Genomic DNA, 13,884 nt, shown 5'->3' with positions numbered 1-13,884 from the left:
CGCGCGTGCCTCGTGCCCGGTGCCACCGGTACGCCCCGGACAGTCCGAACTCCACGGGCCCCACCTCCACTGGCCCCACATTGCACGGTGCCGCCGCGCCGCGGGGTCGCCACCGTAGACTCCCGGCATGGACCCGGCCTTCACGCCCTTGACCACGGCGGACACCCCGGCCTGGGCGGACCTGACCACGGTGCTGGCCCGGGCCGACGAGACCGAGGAGTTCTACAGCGCCGAGGACCTCGCCGAGGAGCTGGCCGAAGAGGGAGTCGACCCGCAACGGGACACGTGGGCGGTGCGCGACCGGGCCGGGGACGGGATCGTGGCGTTCGGTCAGGTACGGGTACGGGTACGGGCGGAACTGCTCCACGGCCGGGCGATCGTCCTGCTCGGTGGCGGCGTCCATCCCGACTGGCGTCGCCGTGGCATCGGCCGGGCCCTGATGGACCGGATGGAGGCCCGAGCAAGGGAGCTGGCCGCCGGGCGACACCCCGGCGCGCCGGTCACGCTCCGCAACCCGGGCGGGCTGGAGACGGACCCGGTGCGTCACCTGCTCATCGGTCGCGGCTACACCTTGAGTCGGTATTTCGTGCAGATGGAGAGGTCGCTGCCGGGGCCGACCCCGGCGCCACCTGGCCCCACCGCGTCGAGCGCCACCCCGCCGAGCGCCACCCCGTCGAGCGCCGTCGCCGGGTACCGCATCGTCCCGTTCACTGCCGCCCTGTCCGCCGGCACGCATCGCGCACGGAACGCCGCGTTCGCCGACCACTGGGGGTCCACCTCCACGTCCGAGGCCGAATGGGCGGACCTGATCGGCGCGCGCAGCTTCACTGCCGACTGCTCGTTCCTTGCGGTGGCGTCGGGGAGCGGGAAAGCGGCCGCCGGGGACGTGCACGCCTTCTGCCTGGCCCAGGACTGGCAGGACGGGCAGCTGTACCTGGCGCTGATCGGCACCGTGCCGGCGGCTCGCGGTGTCGGTCTGGCCCGCGCGTGCATCGCCGCGTCACTCGAGGCGGCTGTCCGCCGACCGGACACGGAGGGGCGGCCCCGCTTCAGCCGGGCGAGCCTGCACGTGGACGCGGACAGCCCGACGGGAGCCACCCGGCTCTACCGGGCCGCGGGGTTCGCCGCGGTGAAGACGTTCGCGACATTCACCCGTGACCTGCCCGTCCGGTCCTCCCGATCGATTCCACCGTCCTGAACGGATGTTTCCGTTCAGGACGGATCGTCCGGCTCGGGACGGATGTCGGTGGCGTGTGCCACGCTGAGCGCATGGCTCAGCTTAGACCGCCGCGCTGCATCTACTACACGGCCGCCACGCTCGACGGCTTCCTTGCCGACGAGCACCACGATCTGGACTGGCTTCTCCGGTTGACGCCCGACCCCGAGCGGACCCCGGCCGCCTTCGACTTCGCGTCCTTCTTCGGGACCGTCGGAGCGATGGTGATGGGAGCCAACACCTACCGCTGGGTGTATCGGCACGAGAATCTCGCGACCCACCCGGAACGCTGGACCGACACCTACGGCGTCGTCCCCACCTGGGTCTTCACTCACGGCGAACTGCCGGAGGTCGTCGGCGCCGACATCCGGACGGTACGCGGTCCGGTGGCGGACGCGCTGCCGGCCATCCGGGAAACCGCAGGCGAGGGGGACATCTGGCTGCTCGGCGGTGGCGAGCTCGCCGGTCAGGTCGACGACGCCGGTGCCCTCGACGAACTCCGCATCAGCATCGCGCCGGTCACGCTCGGTCACGGCAACCCCCTGCTGCCGCGCCGCCTGGTGGACCGGCTCACGACCACCGGTGTGCATTCCGACGGGACCTTCGCCTACCTCTCCTACGACGTGCGGCCGCCGTCGTCATCGCTCAGGCTGTGACGGCGACGCCGAGCGGACTACAGAAGTCGCGCAACCAGCCGATGTCCTCGGGCAGCGCGAATGCCCGGCCGAATCCGTCATCCTGGGTCAGGTCGCCCCGCGCGACGCGGTCACCGAAGAGGACGTAGGCTGCGCCGTCGTTGCACCGCCGGCTGGTCCAGACGCACCCGTCGTAGCCGTTGTCGTGGGCAGCGATGGCCCAGCGCACGGTCCGTTCGTACGCGTCCGCCTCGGTATCACTGATGTCCGACGCTTCCGCACCCACGGCACGCAGGCCGGTGCCGCGGAACCTGGCCAACACCAGCCTGCGCGTGGGAGAGAGCCTGCTCATCACCTTCTCGCGATAGTCCCGCGGCACCAGCCGACCACCCGTCAGCGGAATGTCGTGCAGGAGCGTCTCACACACGGCAACGTCCGCCGAGGAACCTCCGTAGAGCACGGGCACGGTCGGCGCCCCCGCCGCTGCTGTCGCGCTGAAGAACGCGAACCGCGTCCGCCGGCCAGGGCCGGGGTTGAATTCGGCGGACGTTCGGGTGTTCGTGTGCACGCGATAGACGAAGTCGCCCGGATCCAGAGTCTCGGACTGCGGCCTGAATGGGTCGGGCGGACTTCTCACCACTCAACACCGAAGTGGTCGGCGACAGCGGCAACGACGACCTCCGGCTCGTTCAGCAGGTCGACGGGACGACGGGCACCGAGTTGACCGCTCGGGGCACACAACCACAGAATCAGGTCCTCGTCGGGGGTGTCGACCGATCGGGCCGCGGCGATGAGCTGGGAGATCCCCGGGCGGGTTCTCCCGCTGGCCCGATCGAACTGGAAACCGGGGTACTGATACTGATTCCCGTGCAGCACTGCCATCAGCCTCCCGCTGAGACGACGCTCGTTCGCCATCGCCCCGGGGCGGCCCCTGGACCCGAGAAGTCTGCTCGTCTCGGCGGGGGAGAGCAGCCCGAACTCGGCTTCGATGCTTCGCCAGGCGAGTTCGGTCTCAGCGACGGCTGCCGCGTACCCGGGCACCACCGGCCGATCGAGGCTACTGACGGCAGCACCGAGAGCGTGTCGGCTCTGCCTGATGATCGTGGCGAGCGATAACGCGTCGTCGACGCGCTGGTCTGCGGCCAGGGTCATCGCCGTTCTCCTGTCACAACTGCGCACTAGTATTTCCTGCAGATTCTACAGATCGACGGCGAAGCTGACCAAGCGGATTCGTCGCTTTCGTCAGATGCCGGTCCTGCGAGGAGTCGCCGTCGGCGACCGTTGACGACCGCTTCGTGACAGCGTCACGGGCCCCGCCTACGCTGACCCCATGTGCAGGAACATCCGGCAACTCCACAACTTCGAGCCCGCGGCGACCAGCGAGGAGATCCAGGCTGCCGCCCGGCAGTACGTGCGGAAGGTCAGCGGCAGTACTCGTCCTTCCCAGGCCAACCAGGCGGCGTTCGACGAGGCGGTCGAGGCGGTCGCCCACGCCACGGCGCACCTGCTCGACCACCTGACCACGAGCGCGGCACCGAAGAACCGCGAAGCCGAAGCGGCGAAGGCTCGCGCCCGCAGCGCCGCACGGTACGGCGCCGCGTGATGAGGGCCTGGCTCATGGCTTCCGCCCTTCCGACGATGGAGACCTCGTGCCCGACCACCTGACCCCCCTGCCCGACGCCGACTGGTCGCGGGTGCTGTGCGTGGCCGCGCACCCGGATGACCTGGAGTACGGCACGTCCGCCGCCGTCGCCACCTGGACCCGACGCGGCGTGGAGGTCGTCTACTTGCTCCTGACCGCCGGCGAGGCCGGCATGGCCGAGCCACCAGAGGTGGTTGCGCCATTGCGCGCCCGGGAACAGCGGCGTGCCTGCGACGCCGTCGGCGTGAGCGATCTGCGGATCCTCGACCACCCGGACGGCATGCTGGAAGGTGGCCTCGGACTGCGTCGCGACATCGCGCGAGTCGTGCGGCAGGTGCGGCCCGACGCCGTCGTCGGCGGGGTCTTCGATGTCGAGGCCTGGGGGACGCTCAACCAGGCCGACCACCGCGCCGCGGGCCTGGCGACGATCGACGCCGTCCGGGACGCGGACAATCCGTGGGTTTTCCGGGGGCTCGCCGAGGAGGAAGGACTGGCGCCGTGGCACACGAGGGCGCTCCTCATCGCCGGCCACCGGACACCCACGCACGGGTTGGCGGTCGACGACGACGCGGTCGCGGCCAGCGTGGCGTCGCTGCGCAGCCACGAGGCGTACCTCGAGCACGTCACCGGTCATCCGGAGCCGGGGGAGTTCATCCCCGAGATGCTGCGCGAAGGCGGTCAGGCTCTCGGCGGCGAGTTCGCCGTGCTGTTCCGCGTGTTCGACCTCGGCGGGATGGGCGGAAACACCACCTGAGCGTGCGACGTAGCCTCCGGCTCGGCGTCCACGCCCCTGTCCTGACCTTAGGCTGATCGGATGGCAGCCTTCGACATCGCGCCCCCCGCCGACCAGCCCCTGACGGCGCTCGTCACCGGGGCTTCCGGCGGGATCGGCCGGGCGACCTGCCAACTGCTCGCCGAACGCGGGCACCGGGTCGCGGTGCACTGGGCGCACCACGGTGACGGCGCCCGGGAGACGCTCGCGTCCCTGCCGGGCGACGGCCACGCCCTCGTCCGTGGCGACCTCACCGAGTCCGGCGCCGCCGAGCGGGTCGTCGGCGAGGCGACCGACGCCCTCGGGCCGCTCGGGGTCCTGGTCAACAACGCCGCGGTCGCCACCGGACCCGAGAACCGACACCATCCGGCCGACACCGAGTTCGCGCAGTGGTCCGCGGCGTTCTCGACCATGATCGACGTTAACCTGCGGGCGGCCGCGGACGTCAGTTACTGGTTCGCCCGGCGGGCGATCGACCACGGGCACGCCGCGAGCATCGTCAACGTCGGTTCCCGCGGCGCCTTCCGCGGCGAAACGGACCACCCGGCCTATGCCGCGACGAAGGCGGCGCTGCACGCCCTCGGCCAGTCCCTCGCCCTCGCCCTCGCACCCCACCGCATCGTCGTGACCACGGTCGCGCCGGGATTCACGGCGACGGAGCGGACCGCCGAGCGACTGACCGGACCCGGCGGCTCGGTGATCACCGGACAGAGCCCGTTCGGCCGGGTCGCCGAGCCCGACGAGGTCGCCCACGCGATCGCCTTCCTGGCGGATCCGGCGTCGGTGTGGGCATCCGGTGCCGTTCTGGACCTCAACGGGGCGTCGCACCTGCGCGGTTGAGTTGCCGGCGGTTGTCGCGTCGGCGACTCGGACACGGTCGTGATGTCCGCCGAGTGAAAGGCCGACGCGTGAAAGAGTGAGCGGGCCACCCACCGAACGACGGAGGACACCCGTGCCGACACGTCTGACCATGCTCGCGCCCGTCGAGGTCGCCGACGACATCTTCTTCGTCCACGGCCCGGCCGCGAACTGGATCATCCTGCGCGACGGCGCGGACTTCACCCTGATCGACAGCGGCTACCCCGGGGACACACCGGCCGTGCTCGCCTCGATCCGCGCACTGGGCCTGCAGCCGGCCCGCGCCGCGGCCGTCGTCCTGACCCACGCGCACGTCGACCACACGGGCGCCGCCCGGCACCTGTCGGCCGACCACGGCGTCCCCGTCCTCGCCGACGAGAAGGAGCGGGCGGCCGTGCGCGGCGAGGAGCAGTACCAGGTGACGCTGCCCGACCTCCTACCACTGTTGTGGAAGCCGCGGGTGCTGGCCTGGACCGGCCACGCCGTCCGGGCCGGGGGCCTGACCCCGAACGCGATCGGTACCGACGGGACGGCCTCCGGCCCTCGCCTCGCGGAGCTGCCGGGCGCCCCGGCGCCGATCGCGACGCCCGGGCACACGCCGGGTCACACCGCATACCGGCTGGCCGGCGGAACGATCGCGGCGGGGGATGCCCTGATCACCGCGCATCCGGTCAACGGCGGCCGGTGGCCCCGACTCCAGCCGATCCACCCCGTGTTCGACCACGACCGGGCGGCGGCCACCGCGTCCCGACGGGCCCTCGCCGGGCTTGGCGCAGTCACCGTCCTACCGGGGCACGGTCCTGTGCTGGCCGATGGGGCCGAGGTCTGACCACCCGCGCCCGTGCCAGCGCCGCGTCGGTGTCCGCCGTGACCAGGTGCGCATTCAGGTGTGCACCCGCCAGGGCGCCCGCGGCGGCGGAGGCGCCCACCTGCGCGGTCGGCTCGGTCACGTTGCCGGCGACCCACACACCGGGCACCGCCGTGGTGCCGGCCGGACCGGAGACGATGCGCCGGCCCATGCCCTGCGGCAGATCCTCCACGGGCAGGCCCAGCCCTCCCAGTCCGGTGATGCGCGGCTCCAGCGTGGTGGCGACGGCGAGGACGCGCCGCGCGACGATGTCTCCGTCGGCGAGCCGGACACCCGCGAGGCCGCCGTCCTCGTCCGCGAGTACCTCCGTCACGGGCGCGTCGAACACGGGGACACCCCGCGCATCCAAGCGCTCGCGGGTCTCGGCGTCCAGGTCGGTGCCGCAGGCGAACACGACCAGGTCGTCGCTCAGCTGCCGGAACAGCAGCGCCTGGTGCACCGACGCGGTGCCGGTCGCGAGGATTCCGATGGGTTCGTCGCGCACTTCCCAGCCGTGGCAGTACGGGCAGTGCACGACGCCGTGGCCCCAGTGCGCGGCCGGCCCGGGGATGTCCGGCAGCACGTCCCGCGCCCCGGTCGTGATCAGCAGCCGGCGGGCGCTGAGCGCCCGGCCGCCGGCCAGACCGACGCTGAACCGCGGGTCGCCGTCCACCGGTGCCGCGGGCGCCGCGGTCACCACCTCGCTGGTGATGACGCGCGCACCGTACCGACGCACCTCGGCGCGACCGCGTCCCAGCAGCGCGGCCGGTGGGGTGCCGTCCAGCGCGAGGAGGCCGTGCACCGCGTCGGCCGGAGCGTTGCGGGGAGTGCCGGCGTCGATGACCACGACCGAGCGACGGGAGCGGACCAACATCAGTGCCCCGTTCAGGCCGGCGGCACCTCCACCGATGACGACGGCGTCGACGGTCCCGTCGGGTAGAGCGTCGAACGGGGACTGCTCGAGCGGTGTCTCGGACGGACGAACGGCGGTCATGGTGAACCTCCCGGCAACTGGGGTCGGTCGGGTCGCCGCCCTCTCCACGACGCTAACCACCAGTGCAGTAGAGGCATAGAGTCTTGCCTATGCAGCAAAACACTGATGATCTCGACGGCCTGGTGCGCAAACGCATCCGTGCGCTCCGGCTGGCGCAGGGCTGGTCGCTGGAGGAACTGGCCGGTCGAGCCCGGCTCAGCCAGTCGACGCTCAGCCGGATCGAGAACGGGCAGCGCCGGCTCGCACTGGACAGCCTCGTCACCATCGCCCGTGCCCTGGACACCACGCTGGACCAGCTCGTGGAGAACGCGTCCGACGACGTCGTCATCAGCCCGGTGATCGACAGCGCCCACGGGCTGATGCGCTGGTCGGTTCGGGCGGACCCGGGGGTGACGGTGGTACGGCAACGGATCACCGGGCCGCCGCCGGAGGATACGGGACGGATGCGTGCCCACCCGGGCCGGGAATGGCTGGTTGTGCTCGCCGGTACCGCGACCCTGATGCTGGGGCATCGCCGGTACCGGATCGAGACCAACCAGGCCGCCGAGTTCCCCACGATGATGCCGCATGCGCTCGGCAGTGCGGGGGCACCATGTGAGGTCCTGGGCATCTTCGACCGCGACGCCCGCCGCAGCCACCAGGGGGCGACGGGGAAGTAGGTCGCTTGCGCGCCCGGCAGCACAGAAGACCACGGCCTTGCCGTTCCGGGAACCGGCACCCCCCGGCGAAGCGGCCCGGCCTACGGTGAACGGATGACTCACGTGTATCAGCATCATGCCCACGCCGACCATCCGGACGACGACCAGTGGGGCGAGCTACTCGACCTGGACGCCGAGGTTCTCGACGATCACCTCGCCGACATCGTCGCGACTCTGCCCGTCGAAGGAGCACCGCAGCGGCTGCTGGATCTCGGTTGCGGAACCGGGTCCGGCACGTTCGCCCTGTTGACCCGGTTCCCGGACGCGCACGTCATCGCGGTCGACGTCTCGGCTGACAACCTGCGCCGACTGCGCGTGAACGCCGAGGCCCGGGGGGTGGGCGAGCGGGTGCGGACGGTCGCGGCCGATCTGGATGCGGACTGGCCGGACGTGACCGAACCCGGGGGCGGCGCGCCGGACCTGGTCTGGGCGTCGGCGTCGATCCACCACCTGGCCGACCCGGACCGGGCACTGCGCACGATCCGGGACCTGCTGGCACCCGACGGCCTCTTCGCGCTCGTGGAGCTGACCGATTTCCCGCGCTTCCTGCCGCCGGACGCACCCGCTGACCGGCCAGGTCTGGAGGGGCGACTCCGGCAGGCCGCCGATAGGCTCCGCTCCGAGCATCTGCCCCATCTCGGTGCCGACTGGGGGAGCCAGTTGCGCGACACCGGCTTCACCGTCATCGCCGATCGCACCGTACCCGCGGTCGTGCCGGCCTCGGCCAGTGCTGCCGTCGGTCGCTACGCCGCGGTCGCGCTCGGCCGGACGCGCGACATGATCGGCAACGACCTACCCGCGGCGGACCGCGCTGCACTGGACCGACTGCTCGACGTCGACCGTCCCGACAGCGTCGTGCACCGGGACGACCTCACCGTCCGCACCACCCATCGGGTGTGGGCGGCGCGCAGATCCGTGAAATGATCGGCCGAGGCCAGCCACACGAACGCCGCGGGTGCGAAGGTGACGGACTACTCGCCCACCACCAGCCGTTCCAGTACGACGCCTCGACGGCGAACCGCACCACCTGGCATCGGCGAGCACGGCGGAGATCGGAAACAACGGCCGGGCCAACCACCAGTAGAACCTGACCGCGTTCGACAAGGTGGTCAACACCGGCAACCTTCCGGCGGTCTCGTTCCTGAGGGCCGCGCAGTTCCAGGACGGTCACGCCGCGTACTCCGATCCGGTGGACGAGCCGCGCTTCATCACGAAGACGATCAACACGCTGCAGAGGTCGCCCGACTGGGGGAGTGCGCCGTCGTGCTGGCCTACGACGACTCGGACGGGTGGTACGACCACGTCGCCGCCGCGGTGAAGAACGCCTCGAACAGCCCGGCCGGCGCCGGGGGGCAGCACGGGAACCATCGCGGCTGGCCGCCCGGTCGCCGACTGATCACGGCGAGACGGCCGACGAGGGCGGAACCGGCAGCAACTGCCGGTTCCGTCCTTGGTGAGCAGCGGTCAGCGGGGTAGGACCGTGACCGCGCAGCCAAGACCGGGTGACCGGCTGATCCGGGCGTCGGTGGTGACGAGGGGGCAGTCCAGTGCCTCGGCAAGAGCGACATAACCGGCGTCGTACGCGGAGAGATTGTCCCGCAGCGCCCAGATGCGATCGAGCAGGCCGAGCGTGGCGTACCGCGTGAGCCCGAGCCGTCGCCAGGCATCCAGGGCGGCCCAGCCGTTGTCTGCGGTGATGTGCCGGCCAGCGACCATGCGGCGGAGTCCGCTGGCGACCTCGGAGTCGATCAGGTGCGGGACGTGCAGTTGCTCGACCGCCAACAACCGCCTGGCCGCACCGGCGTTGAGCAGACCGGACAGGGCAGCCGAGGCGTCGACCACGATCACCGGCCGGAGCGTTCCTGCTCCACGCCGTCGACGATGTCCCGCGTGTCAACGACGAGATCCTCGAGTCCACCGACCAGCCCGAGATTGTCAGCGCGCCGAGTCACGTCCGCCAGCTCGCGAACGGCGACCGCCCCGACCGAGGTGCCATCCCGGTCAGCCAACCGCTGGAGCCTGCGCACGACATCGTCGGGAACGTTGCGCAAGTACAACGTCTTCATGTTGCACAATGCTAGCAGGCAGCAAGCAGTCAGGTTATCGGCGCAGATGCGGGCCCAGGATGTCCGCGGAATGTTCGAGATCGATGTGTCCCGCGGCGACGCCGACCACCAGCTCGACCACGGCGTCGGCGTCCAGGTCGTGCTCGTACCCCTGCAGGCGGAGAAACACGACCGTGAGGATCCAGGCGGTGCGCTTGTTCCCATCCAGCAGGCCATGGTTGCGCGCGAGCGATTCCAGGAGTGCGGCAGCCTGCAGCGGCAGCGTGGGATAGACCAGTTCACCCATCACCGTGGTGGACGGCCGGGCAAGCGCGGAGCCGAGCAATCCGGCGTCACGGACGTGGAAGCCGAGCCGGCGAACGAGCGGCAGCACGTCCTCCAGTTGGAGCGACGAGCTCACGCATCGGCCAGACGCTCGATCGCCTCCCGGTCATGTTCGAGGGCGAAGGCGAAGCCACGCTCGATCTGCGCAGCCCTGGCGCGCCGGTCGATGAACTGTCGTACCGCCTCGGCCACGAGGGCACTCTTGGGTGTGTGCTCCTGCCCGGAGATGTCGTCGAGCGCCAGGTCGAGGTCTGTGGGAAGGCGAAGGGTCATGGCCATGAATTAATGGTACCAAGATGGTATCCGATGCGCCCCGGAGCGGGATTGCGACCGAGCCCTCGTGGCGCACCGGCCGGTCATCCGCCGATCTCGGTGCGTACCGCGTACAGCTCGGGGAAGAACGTGAGGTCGAGGGCACGCTGGAGAAAGCCGACGCCCGACGAACCGCCGGTGCCCGACTTGAAACCGATCGTGCGCTGGACGGTGCGCAGATGGCGGAAACGCCACAGCTGGAAGTTGTCCTCCAGATCCACCAGGTCCTCGCACGCCTGGTACAGGACCCACGGCGTGTCCGGCGACTCGTAGATCCGCCGGAAGACGGGCACGAGGTCCTCGTGCAGGACCCACGCCTGCGTGACGTCCCGGTCGAGGATGTCGGCGGGGACCGCGTAACCGGCGCGGGCCAGCGCATGGAGGAACGCGTCGTAGAGCGTCGGTTCCTGGAGCAGGCGAGTGAGCAGGTCGTGCGCGTCAGGCTCGCTGGTGAACACGTCGAGCAAGCGGGCGTTCTTGTTCCCCAGAATGAACTCGACGGCCCGGTACTGGAACGACTGGAAACCCGAGGAACTGCCCAGGGCACCGCGGAACTCCGCGTACTCACGTGGGGTCAGTGTCCCGAGCACCGACCACTGCTCGGTGAGGGTGCGCTGGGTCGCCTTCACGCGCGCCAGGCCCTTGAGCGCCTTCCCGAGATCGTCGACGTCGAGGAGACGTCGGGCCTCGCGGAGCTCGTGGAGGATCAGCTTGAGCCACAGTTCGCTGGTCTGGTGCTGGATGATGAACAGCAGTTCGTCGTGGTGTTCAGGCGTGCTCCGCGGGTGCTGGGCGCCGAGGATGCGGTCCAGGTCGAGATAGCGGCCGTAGGACATCGCGTCGTGGAAGTCGGTCCGGATCGCGTCCTCGACCGGTCGCTCGCCTTCGGCCACGGATTCCTCCCGGCAGGTCTTGACTCTCGGGCGATCCCGCCCGCTGACACTGTCGATCGTAGGGGAGTTCGGATTCAGGCCTTGAAGTGGCCAGAATCCTGGCCCACCATGACAGCCGAAACTGCCGTACTGGCACCTCTGCGTATCAAGTTCGAGCGTATTCGTCGGATGGCGGCCTGAGTAGTTCGATCCGCTGCTGCTAGCCTCGATCTTTCATCGGGGGCTTGAGCGGGGCCGTGTGGGCGTCGGTGCGCTCGTTCGGGTGTGATTGTGTCATCTGGGTGTGACAGTGTGCCGCGTGTCGCCGCGGTTTGGCGCCGGTTCCACTGGTCGGGGTTCTGGCGGGGGTCGTCTGGACGGGTTGTCGGGTGCGTCAGCCGGGGACGGCGAGTTCGCGCAGCCGGGTGATGCCTTGGAGCGCGAGGTGCGCCCAGGGGGCTTTGTCGGCGAGGTGGAGCAGGGACCGGCGCCCGGTCCGGGCGAGGGTGGCCGGGATCGAGTACAGGCGCAGCCGCAGGTTCTTGGGTTCCCACCGGCGGGCGGGGTGGCCGTGCAGGGCGAGCATCTGCATCCAGGCCGTCAGTTCGGCGGCGAGAGCGACGACCGCGCACCAGATCTTGTTCTGGGCGAAGTCGTGCAGCGGCATAGCCCGCAGCCCGGTGTCCTTCGCGATCCGGATCCGGTCCTCGCAGCGGGCGCGGCGACGGTGACGCAGCTCGAGGTCGGGTAGCTGGGAGCCGGGGCCACCGGGAGCGGTGTTGGTCGCGAACGCGGTGATCCGGTCGCCGTCGATGTCGGTGATGCGTAGCTGCGCGCCGGGGTGGGGCGTTCTTTCCGCACGATCACCCGCATGCCCGTGGGCCAGGAAGTCAGGTCGAGCAGGCCGGTGAGTTCGGCGACCCAGGCCCCGTCCCGGACCTGGTCGTGGGCGTCGTACGCCGGGGTCCACACGTGTTTCGGGATCTTCTTCAGCAGCTCGGGCGTGTGGTGGGGCAGGGTGAAGCCGACCGAGTACGACAGGCGCTGGCGGGTGAGGAAGTCGAGCAGGGCGTGGCTGGCCCCGGCCCCGTCGGTGCGGATCAACACCTTCCGGCCCGGTCGTTGCCCGGGCTGGTGCCCGGGCAGCTGGGCCAGGGCCTGTCGGATCACGGTGATGTGGTCCGTCGCGGTGTTCGACCCGGCTTTCCCGGGTCTAAGCAGGATCGCCAGGGCTCCCCGGTCCCGTCCGGGCCGTGGTCCACGAAAGCGCACAGGGGATGGAAGCCGTATCCGCGTTTGTAGGTCGGTGCCGCGGATTCCTTCTCACTGTGCGAGGTGATCAAGGTGGCGTCCAGATCCACGATCAGCGGGCTCTTCGCGCTGGTGCCGGCGTCGGGGGCGCGGGGACCGGCCAACGCCCAGGCCCGTGTCCGGGCCGCGGCCCGCGCCCTGTCGATCGCTTTCAACGCGGCTGGGGCGTCAGCGGCGAGGGCGTCGATGGTCCGGGAGACCGTCGCGTCCGAGGCGACAGGCCCGTACAAGCCCGGCTCAGCACGCAGCAGCGCGATATCGCACAGGTTGTCCCCACCGACAGCGAGGGTCAGTGCCAGATCGGTGATGACCTTGGCCGGGTCGTGCACCGCCAACGGTTTGCGCCACGGAGCCAGCGCCCGCGACATCGCCGTCGCCAGCCCGGTCACGGCGACGGTCTCGCTCAGCAGCACCCCGCCGGCCTGACCGACCGCCCCGGAGGCCGCCGTGTCGACATGGGTGCGCGGATAGAACCGGGTAACGTTCACTTCGAAGGTGCTCCTCGGACTGCGACTGCATGGGCCTAGACAATCCATATCGTCGCAGGCCAGGAGCACTTTTCAGTTCAACGACTCGGCCTCACCGACCACCGCCATGAAACCCCGAGGCTAGCGCCTTCGTGTGCCGAGGGAGGGGTGCTTGGAGCGCTGTGCGGCATCGTGGGGTCCGTAATGGCGCTGGAAGCGATTAAGCTGATCACTGGATGTGGCGAACCCCTAATCGGAAGGCTCGCGATAATCGATAGTTGGAGTCTCTCGTGGTCGGAATACCCGATCACGAGGGATCCGGAAAGATCGAAGACCACTCGGGTCGCCGAACCGCCTACGACGGCGTGTCACGTTGAACCGGTTGCTCCGTCGATTGACGTTGCGGCTCTGCAAGCCCGACTCGAATCATCAGACGGGGCGAATCCCGGGTTCGAGCTGATTGATGTGCGTGAACCAAATGAGTGGGAGATAGTTCACATCCCCGGATCCCGCCTGATTCCAAAGGACGTCATTCTCAGCGGCGACTTCGATTCTGTGCGGCGAGATCAAGATTGTGTCCTCATTTGCAAGTCCGGAGTGCGTTCCACGCTCGTGGCAAACTATTTGCGTGGGCAGGGATTCGGACGCGTGATGTCCGTCGAAGGCGGGATCATCGCGTGGACCGAGCGGTATGCACCACACCTAAATAGGTACTAAGGCCTGAGTTGGGTCAAATCGTTAGTGCCTCGCTGTCGGGGCGTGGATTGCGTCGAGGATGGCTTGTTCGTCGGGGCCGGCCTGGGCCGGGATGGTCGTGGTGGTGCCGTTGACCGTGATGGTCGCTGACCGCAGTGGCTTAAGGGCTCGGAT

The 13,884-nt window shown here is 70.0% G+C and carries 17 protein-coding genes and 2 pseudogenes; 10 read left to right on the top strand and 9 right to left on the bottom strand.

Annotated features, from left to right (window positions below; translation table 11 throughout):
- Positions 1–127 precede the first annotated feature (127 nt).
- Positions 128–1,198 carry a GNAT family N-acetyltransferase gene (locus BKD30_RS05405; RefSeq protein WP_076702965.1) on the top strand — a complete coding sequence of 357 codons (1,071 nt, stop codon included), beginning with the start codon at positions 128–130 and terminating at the stop codon, positions 1,196–1,198.
- Positions 1,199–1,269: 71 nt separating this feature from the next.
- Positions 1,270–1,872: a dihydrofolate reductase family protein gene (locus BKD30_RS05400; RefSeq protein ID WP_076702963.1), complete on the top strand. Its 603-nt coding sequence runs from the start codon at positions 1,270–1,272 to the stop codon at positions 1,870–1,872.
- Here the strand turns inward: BKD30_RS05400 and BKD30_RS05395 are convergent.
- Together BKD30_RS05395 and BKD30_RS05390 are read right to left on the bottom strand one after the other, a co-directional pair.
- Complete coding sequence (locus BKD30_RS05395; RefSeq protein ID WP_159440546.1) at positions 1,862–2,419, bottom strand: RES family NAD+ phosphorylase; 558 nt, start codon at positions 2,417–2,419, stop codon at positions 1,862–1,864. The two genes, BKD30_RS05400 and BKD30_RS05395, sit on opposite strands and share 11 nt — an antisense overlap.
- Positions 2,420–2,484: 65 nt before the next feature.
- Positions 2,485–3,003 (bottom strand): hypothetical protein, encoded by a 519-nt coding sequence (locus tag BKD30_RS05390; protein WP_076702959.1) that lies wholly within the window; start codon positions 3,001–3,003, stop codon positions 2,485–2,487.
- Positions 3,004–3,181: 178 nt separating this feature from the next.
- On the opposite strand from BKD30_RS05390, the gene BKD30_RS05385 reads away from it, so the two are divergent.
- From BKD30_RS05385 to BKD30_RS05370, 4 genes are all read left to right on the top strand, one after another.
- Positions 3,182–3,454, top strand: coding sequence for a DUF2277 domain-containing protein (locus BKD30_RS05385; RefSeq protein ID WP_076702957.1), 273 nt, complete (start codon positions 3,182–3,184; stop codon positions 3,452–3,454).
- A 46-nt stretch (positions 3,455–3,500) separates the two neighbouring features.
- Positions 3,501–4,247: a PIG-L deacetylase family protein gene (locus BKD30_RS05380; protein ID WP_076702956.1), complete on the top strand. Its 747-nt coding sequence runs from the start codon at positions 3,501–3,503 to the stop codon at positions 4,245–4,247.
- Positions 4,248–4,307: 60 nt separating this feature from the next.
- Complete coding sequence (locus BKD30_RS05375; protein ID WP_076702954.1) at positions 4,308–5,105, top strand: SDR family NAD(P)-dependent oxidoreductase; 798 nt, start codon at positions 4,308–4,310, stop codon at positions 5,103–5,105.
- A 112-nt stretch (positions 5,106–5,217) separates the two neighbouring features.
- Positions 5,218–5,952 carry an MBL fold metallo-hydrolase gene (locus BKD30_RS05370; RefSeq protein ID WP_143588078.1) on the top strand — a complete coding sequence of 245 codons (735 nt, stop codon included), beginning with the start codon at positions 5,218–5,220 and terminating at the stop codon, positions 5,950–5,952.
- On the opposite strand, the gene BKD30_RS05365 is transcribed toward BKD30_RS05370, so the two are convergent.
- Positions 5,900–6,964 (bottom strand): NAD(P)/FAD-dependent oxidoreductase, encoded by a 1,065-nt coding sequence (locus tag BKD30_RS05365; protein WP_076702950.1) that lies wholly within the window; start codon positions 6,962–6,964, stop codon positions 5,900–5,902. The genes BKD30_RS05370 and BKD30_RS05365 overlap by 53 nt on opposite strands.
- Positions 6,965–7,053: 89 nt before the next feature.
- Here BKD30_RS05365 and BKD30_RS05360 point away from each other — a divergent pair, with 89 nt between their 5' ends.
- The 3 genes and pseudogenes from BKD30_RS05360 (at position 7,054) to BKD30_RS17020 (ending at position 9,138) form a co-directional block, all read left to right on the top strand.
- Complete coding sequence (locus BKD30_RS05360) at positions 7,054–7,623, top strand: helix-turn-helix domain-containing protein (protein ID WP_076702948.1); 570 nt, start codon at positions 7,054–7,056, stop codon at positions 7,621–7,623.
- A 93-nt stretch (positions 7,624–7,716) separates the two neighbouring features.
- Entirely contained in the window at positions 7,717–8,586 is an 870-nt protein-coding gene (locus BKD30_RS05355; RefSeq protein WP_076702947.1) for a class I SAM-dependent methyltransferase, read from the top strand.
- A 181-nt stretch (positions 8,587–8,767) separates the two neighbouring features.
- Positions 8,768–9,138 (top strand): annotated as a pseudogene (locus tag BKD30_RS17020) (alkaline phosphatase family protein).
- On the opposite strand, the gene BKD30_RS05345 reads toward BKD30_RS17020, so the two are convergent.
- The 6 genes and pseudogenes from BKD30_RS05345 to BKD30_RS05320 form a co-directional block, all read right to left on the bottom strand.
- Entirely contained in the window at positions 9,127–9,510 is a 384-nt protein-coding gene (locus tag BKD30_RS05345) for a type II toxin-antitoxin system VapC family toxin (protein WP_076702945.1), read from the bottom strand. The pseudogene BKD30_RS17020 and the gene BKD30_RS05345 sit on opposite strands and share 12 nt — an antisense overlap.
- Positions 9,507–9,728, bottom strand: coding sequence for an antitoxin (locus tag BKD30_RS05340; RefSeq protein ID WP_076702943.1), 222 nt, complete (start codon positions 9,726–9,728; stop codon positions 9,507–9,509). Before BKD30_RS05340 ends, BKD30_RS05345 begins: the two co-directional genes overlap by 4 nt.
- Positions 9,729–9,762: 34 nt before the next feature.
- Positions 9,763–10,128: a type II toxin-antitoxin system death-on-curing family toxin gene (locus tag BKD30_RS05335; protein WP_076702941.1), complete on the bottom strand. Its 366-nt coding sequence runs from the start codon at positions 10,126–10,128 to the stop codon at positions 9,763–9,765.
- A complete protein-coding gene (locus BKD30_RS05330; protein WP_083956044.1) occupies positions 10,125–10,331 on the bottom strand; it encodes a ribbon-helix-helix domain-containing protein in 207 nt (68 codons plus the stop codon). Before BKD30_RS05330 ends, BKD30_RS05335 begins: the two co-directional genes overlap by 4 nt.
- A 77-nt stretch (positions 10,332–10,408) precedes the next feature.
- Complete coding sequence (locus BKD30_RS05325) at positions 10,409–11,257, bottom strand: tryptophan 2,3-dioxygenase (protein ID WP_076702939.1); 849 nt, start codon at positions 11,255–11,257, stop codon at positions 10,409–10,411.
- A gap of 373 nt (positions 11,258–11,630) precedes the next feature.
- Positions 11,631–13,083, bottom strand: a pseudogene (locus BKD30_RS05320) (IS1380 family transposase).
- On the opposite strand from BKD30_RS05320, the gene BKD30_RS17015 reads away from it, so the two are divergent.
- On the top strand, positions 13,078–13,731 hold the full coding sequence (locus BKD30_RS17015; protein ID WP_408033363.1) for a rhodanese-like domain-containing protein: 654 nt from the start codon (positions 13,078–13,080) through the stop codon (positions 13,729–13,731). The pseudogene BKD30_RS05320 and the gene BKD30_RS17015 overlap by 6 nt on opposite strands.
- Positions 13,732–13,884 lie beyond the last annotated feature (153 nt).

It is taken from the genome of Tersicoccus phoenicis, assembly GCF_001968835.1.
Lineage (GTDB): Bacteria > Actinomycetota > Actinomycetes > Actinomycetales > Micrococcaceae > Tersicoccus > Tersicoccus phoenicis.
Note: the sequence above shows the minus strand (reverse complement) of the source record. Positions and strands in the feature narration are given on the sequence as shown.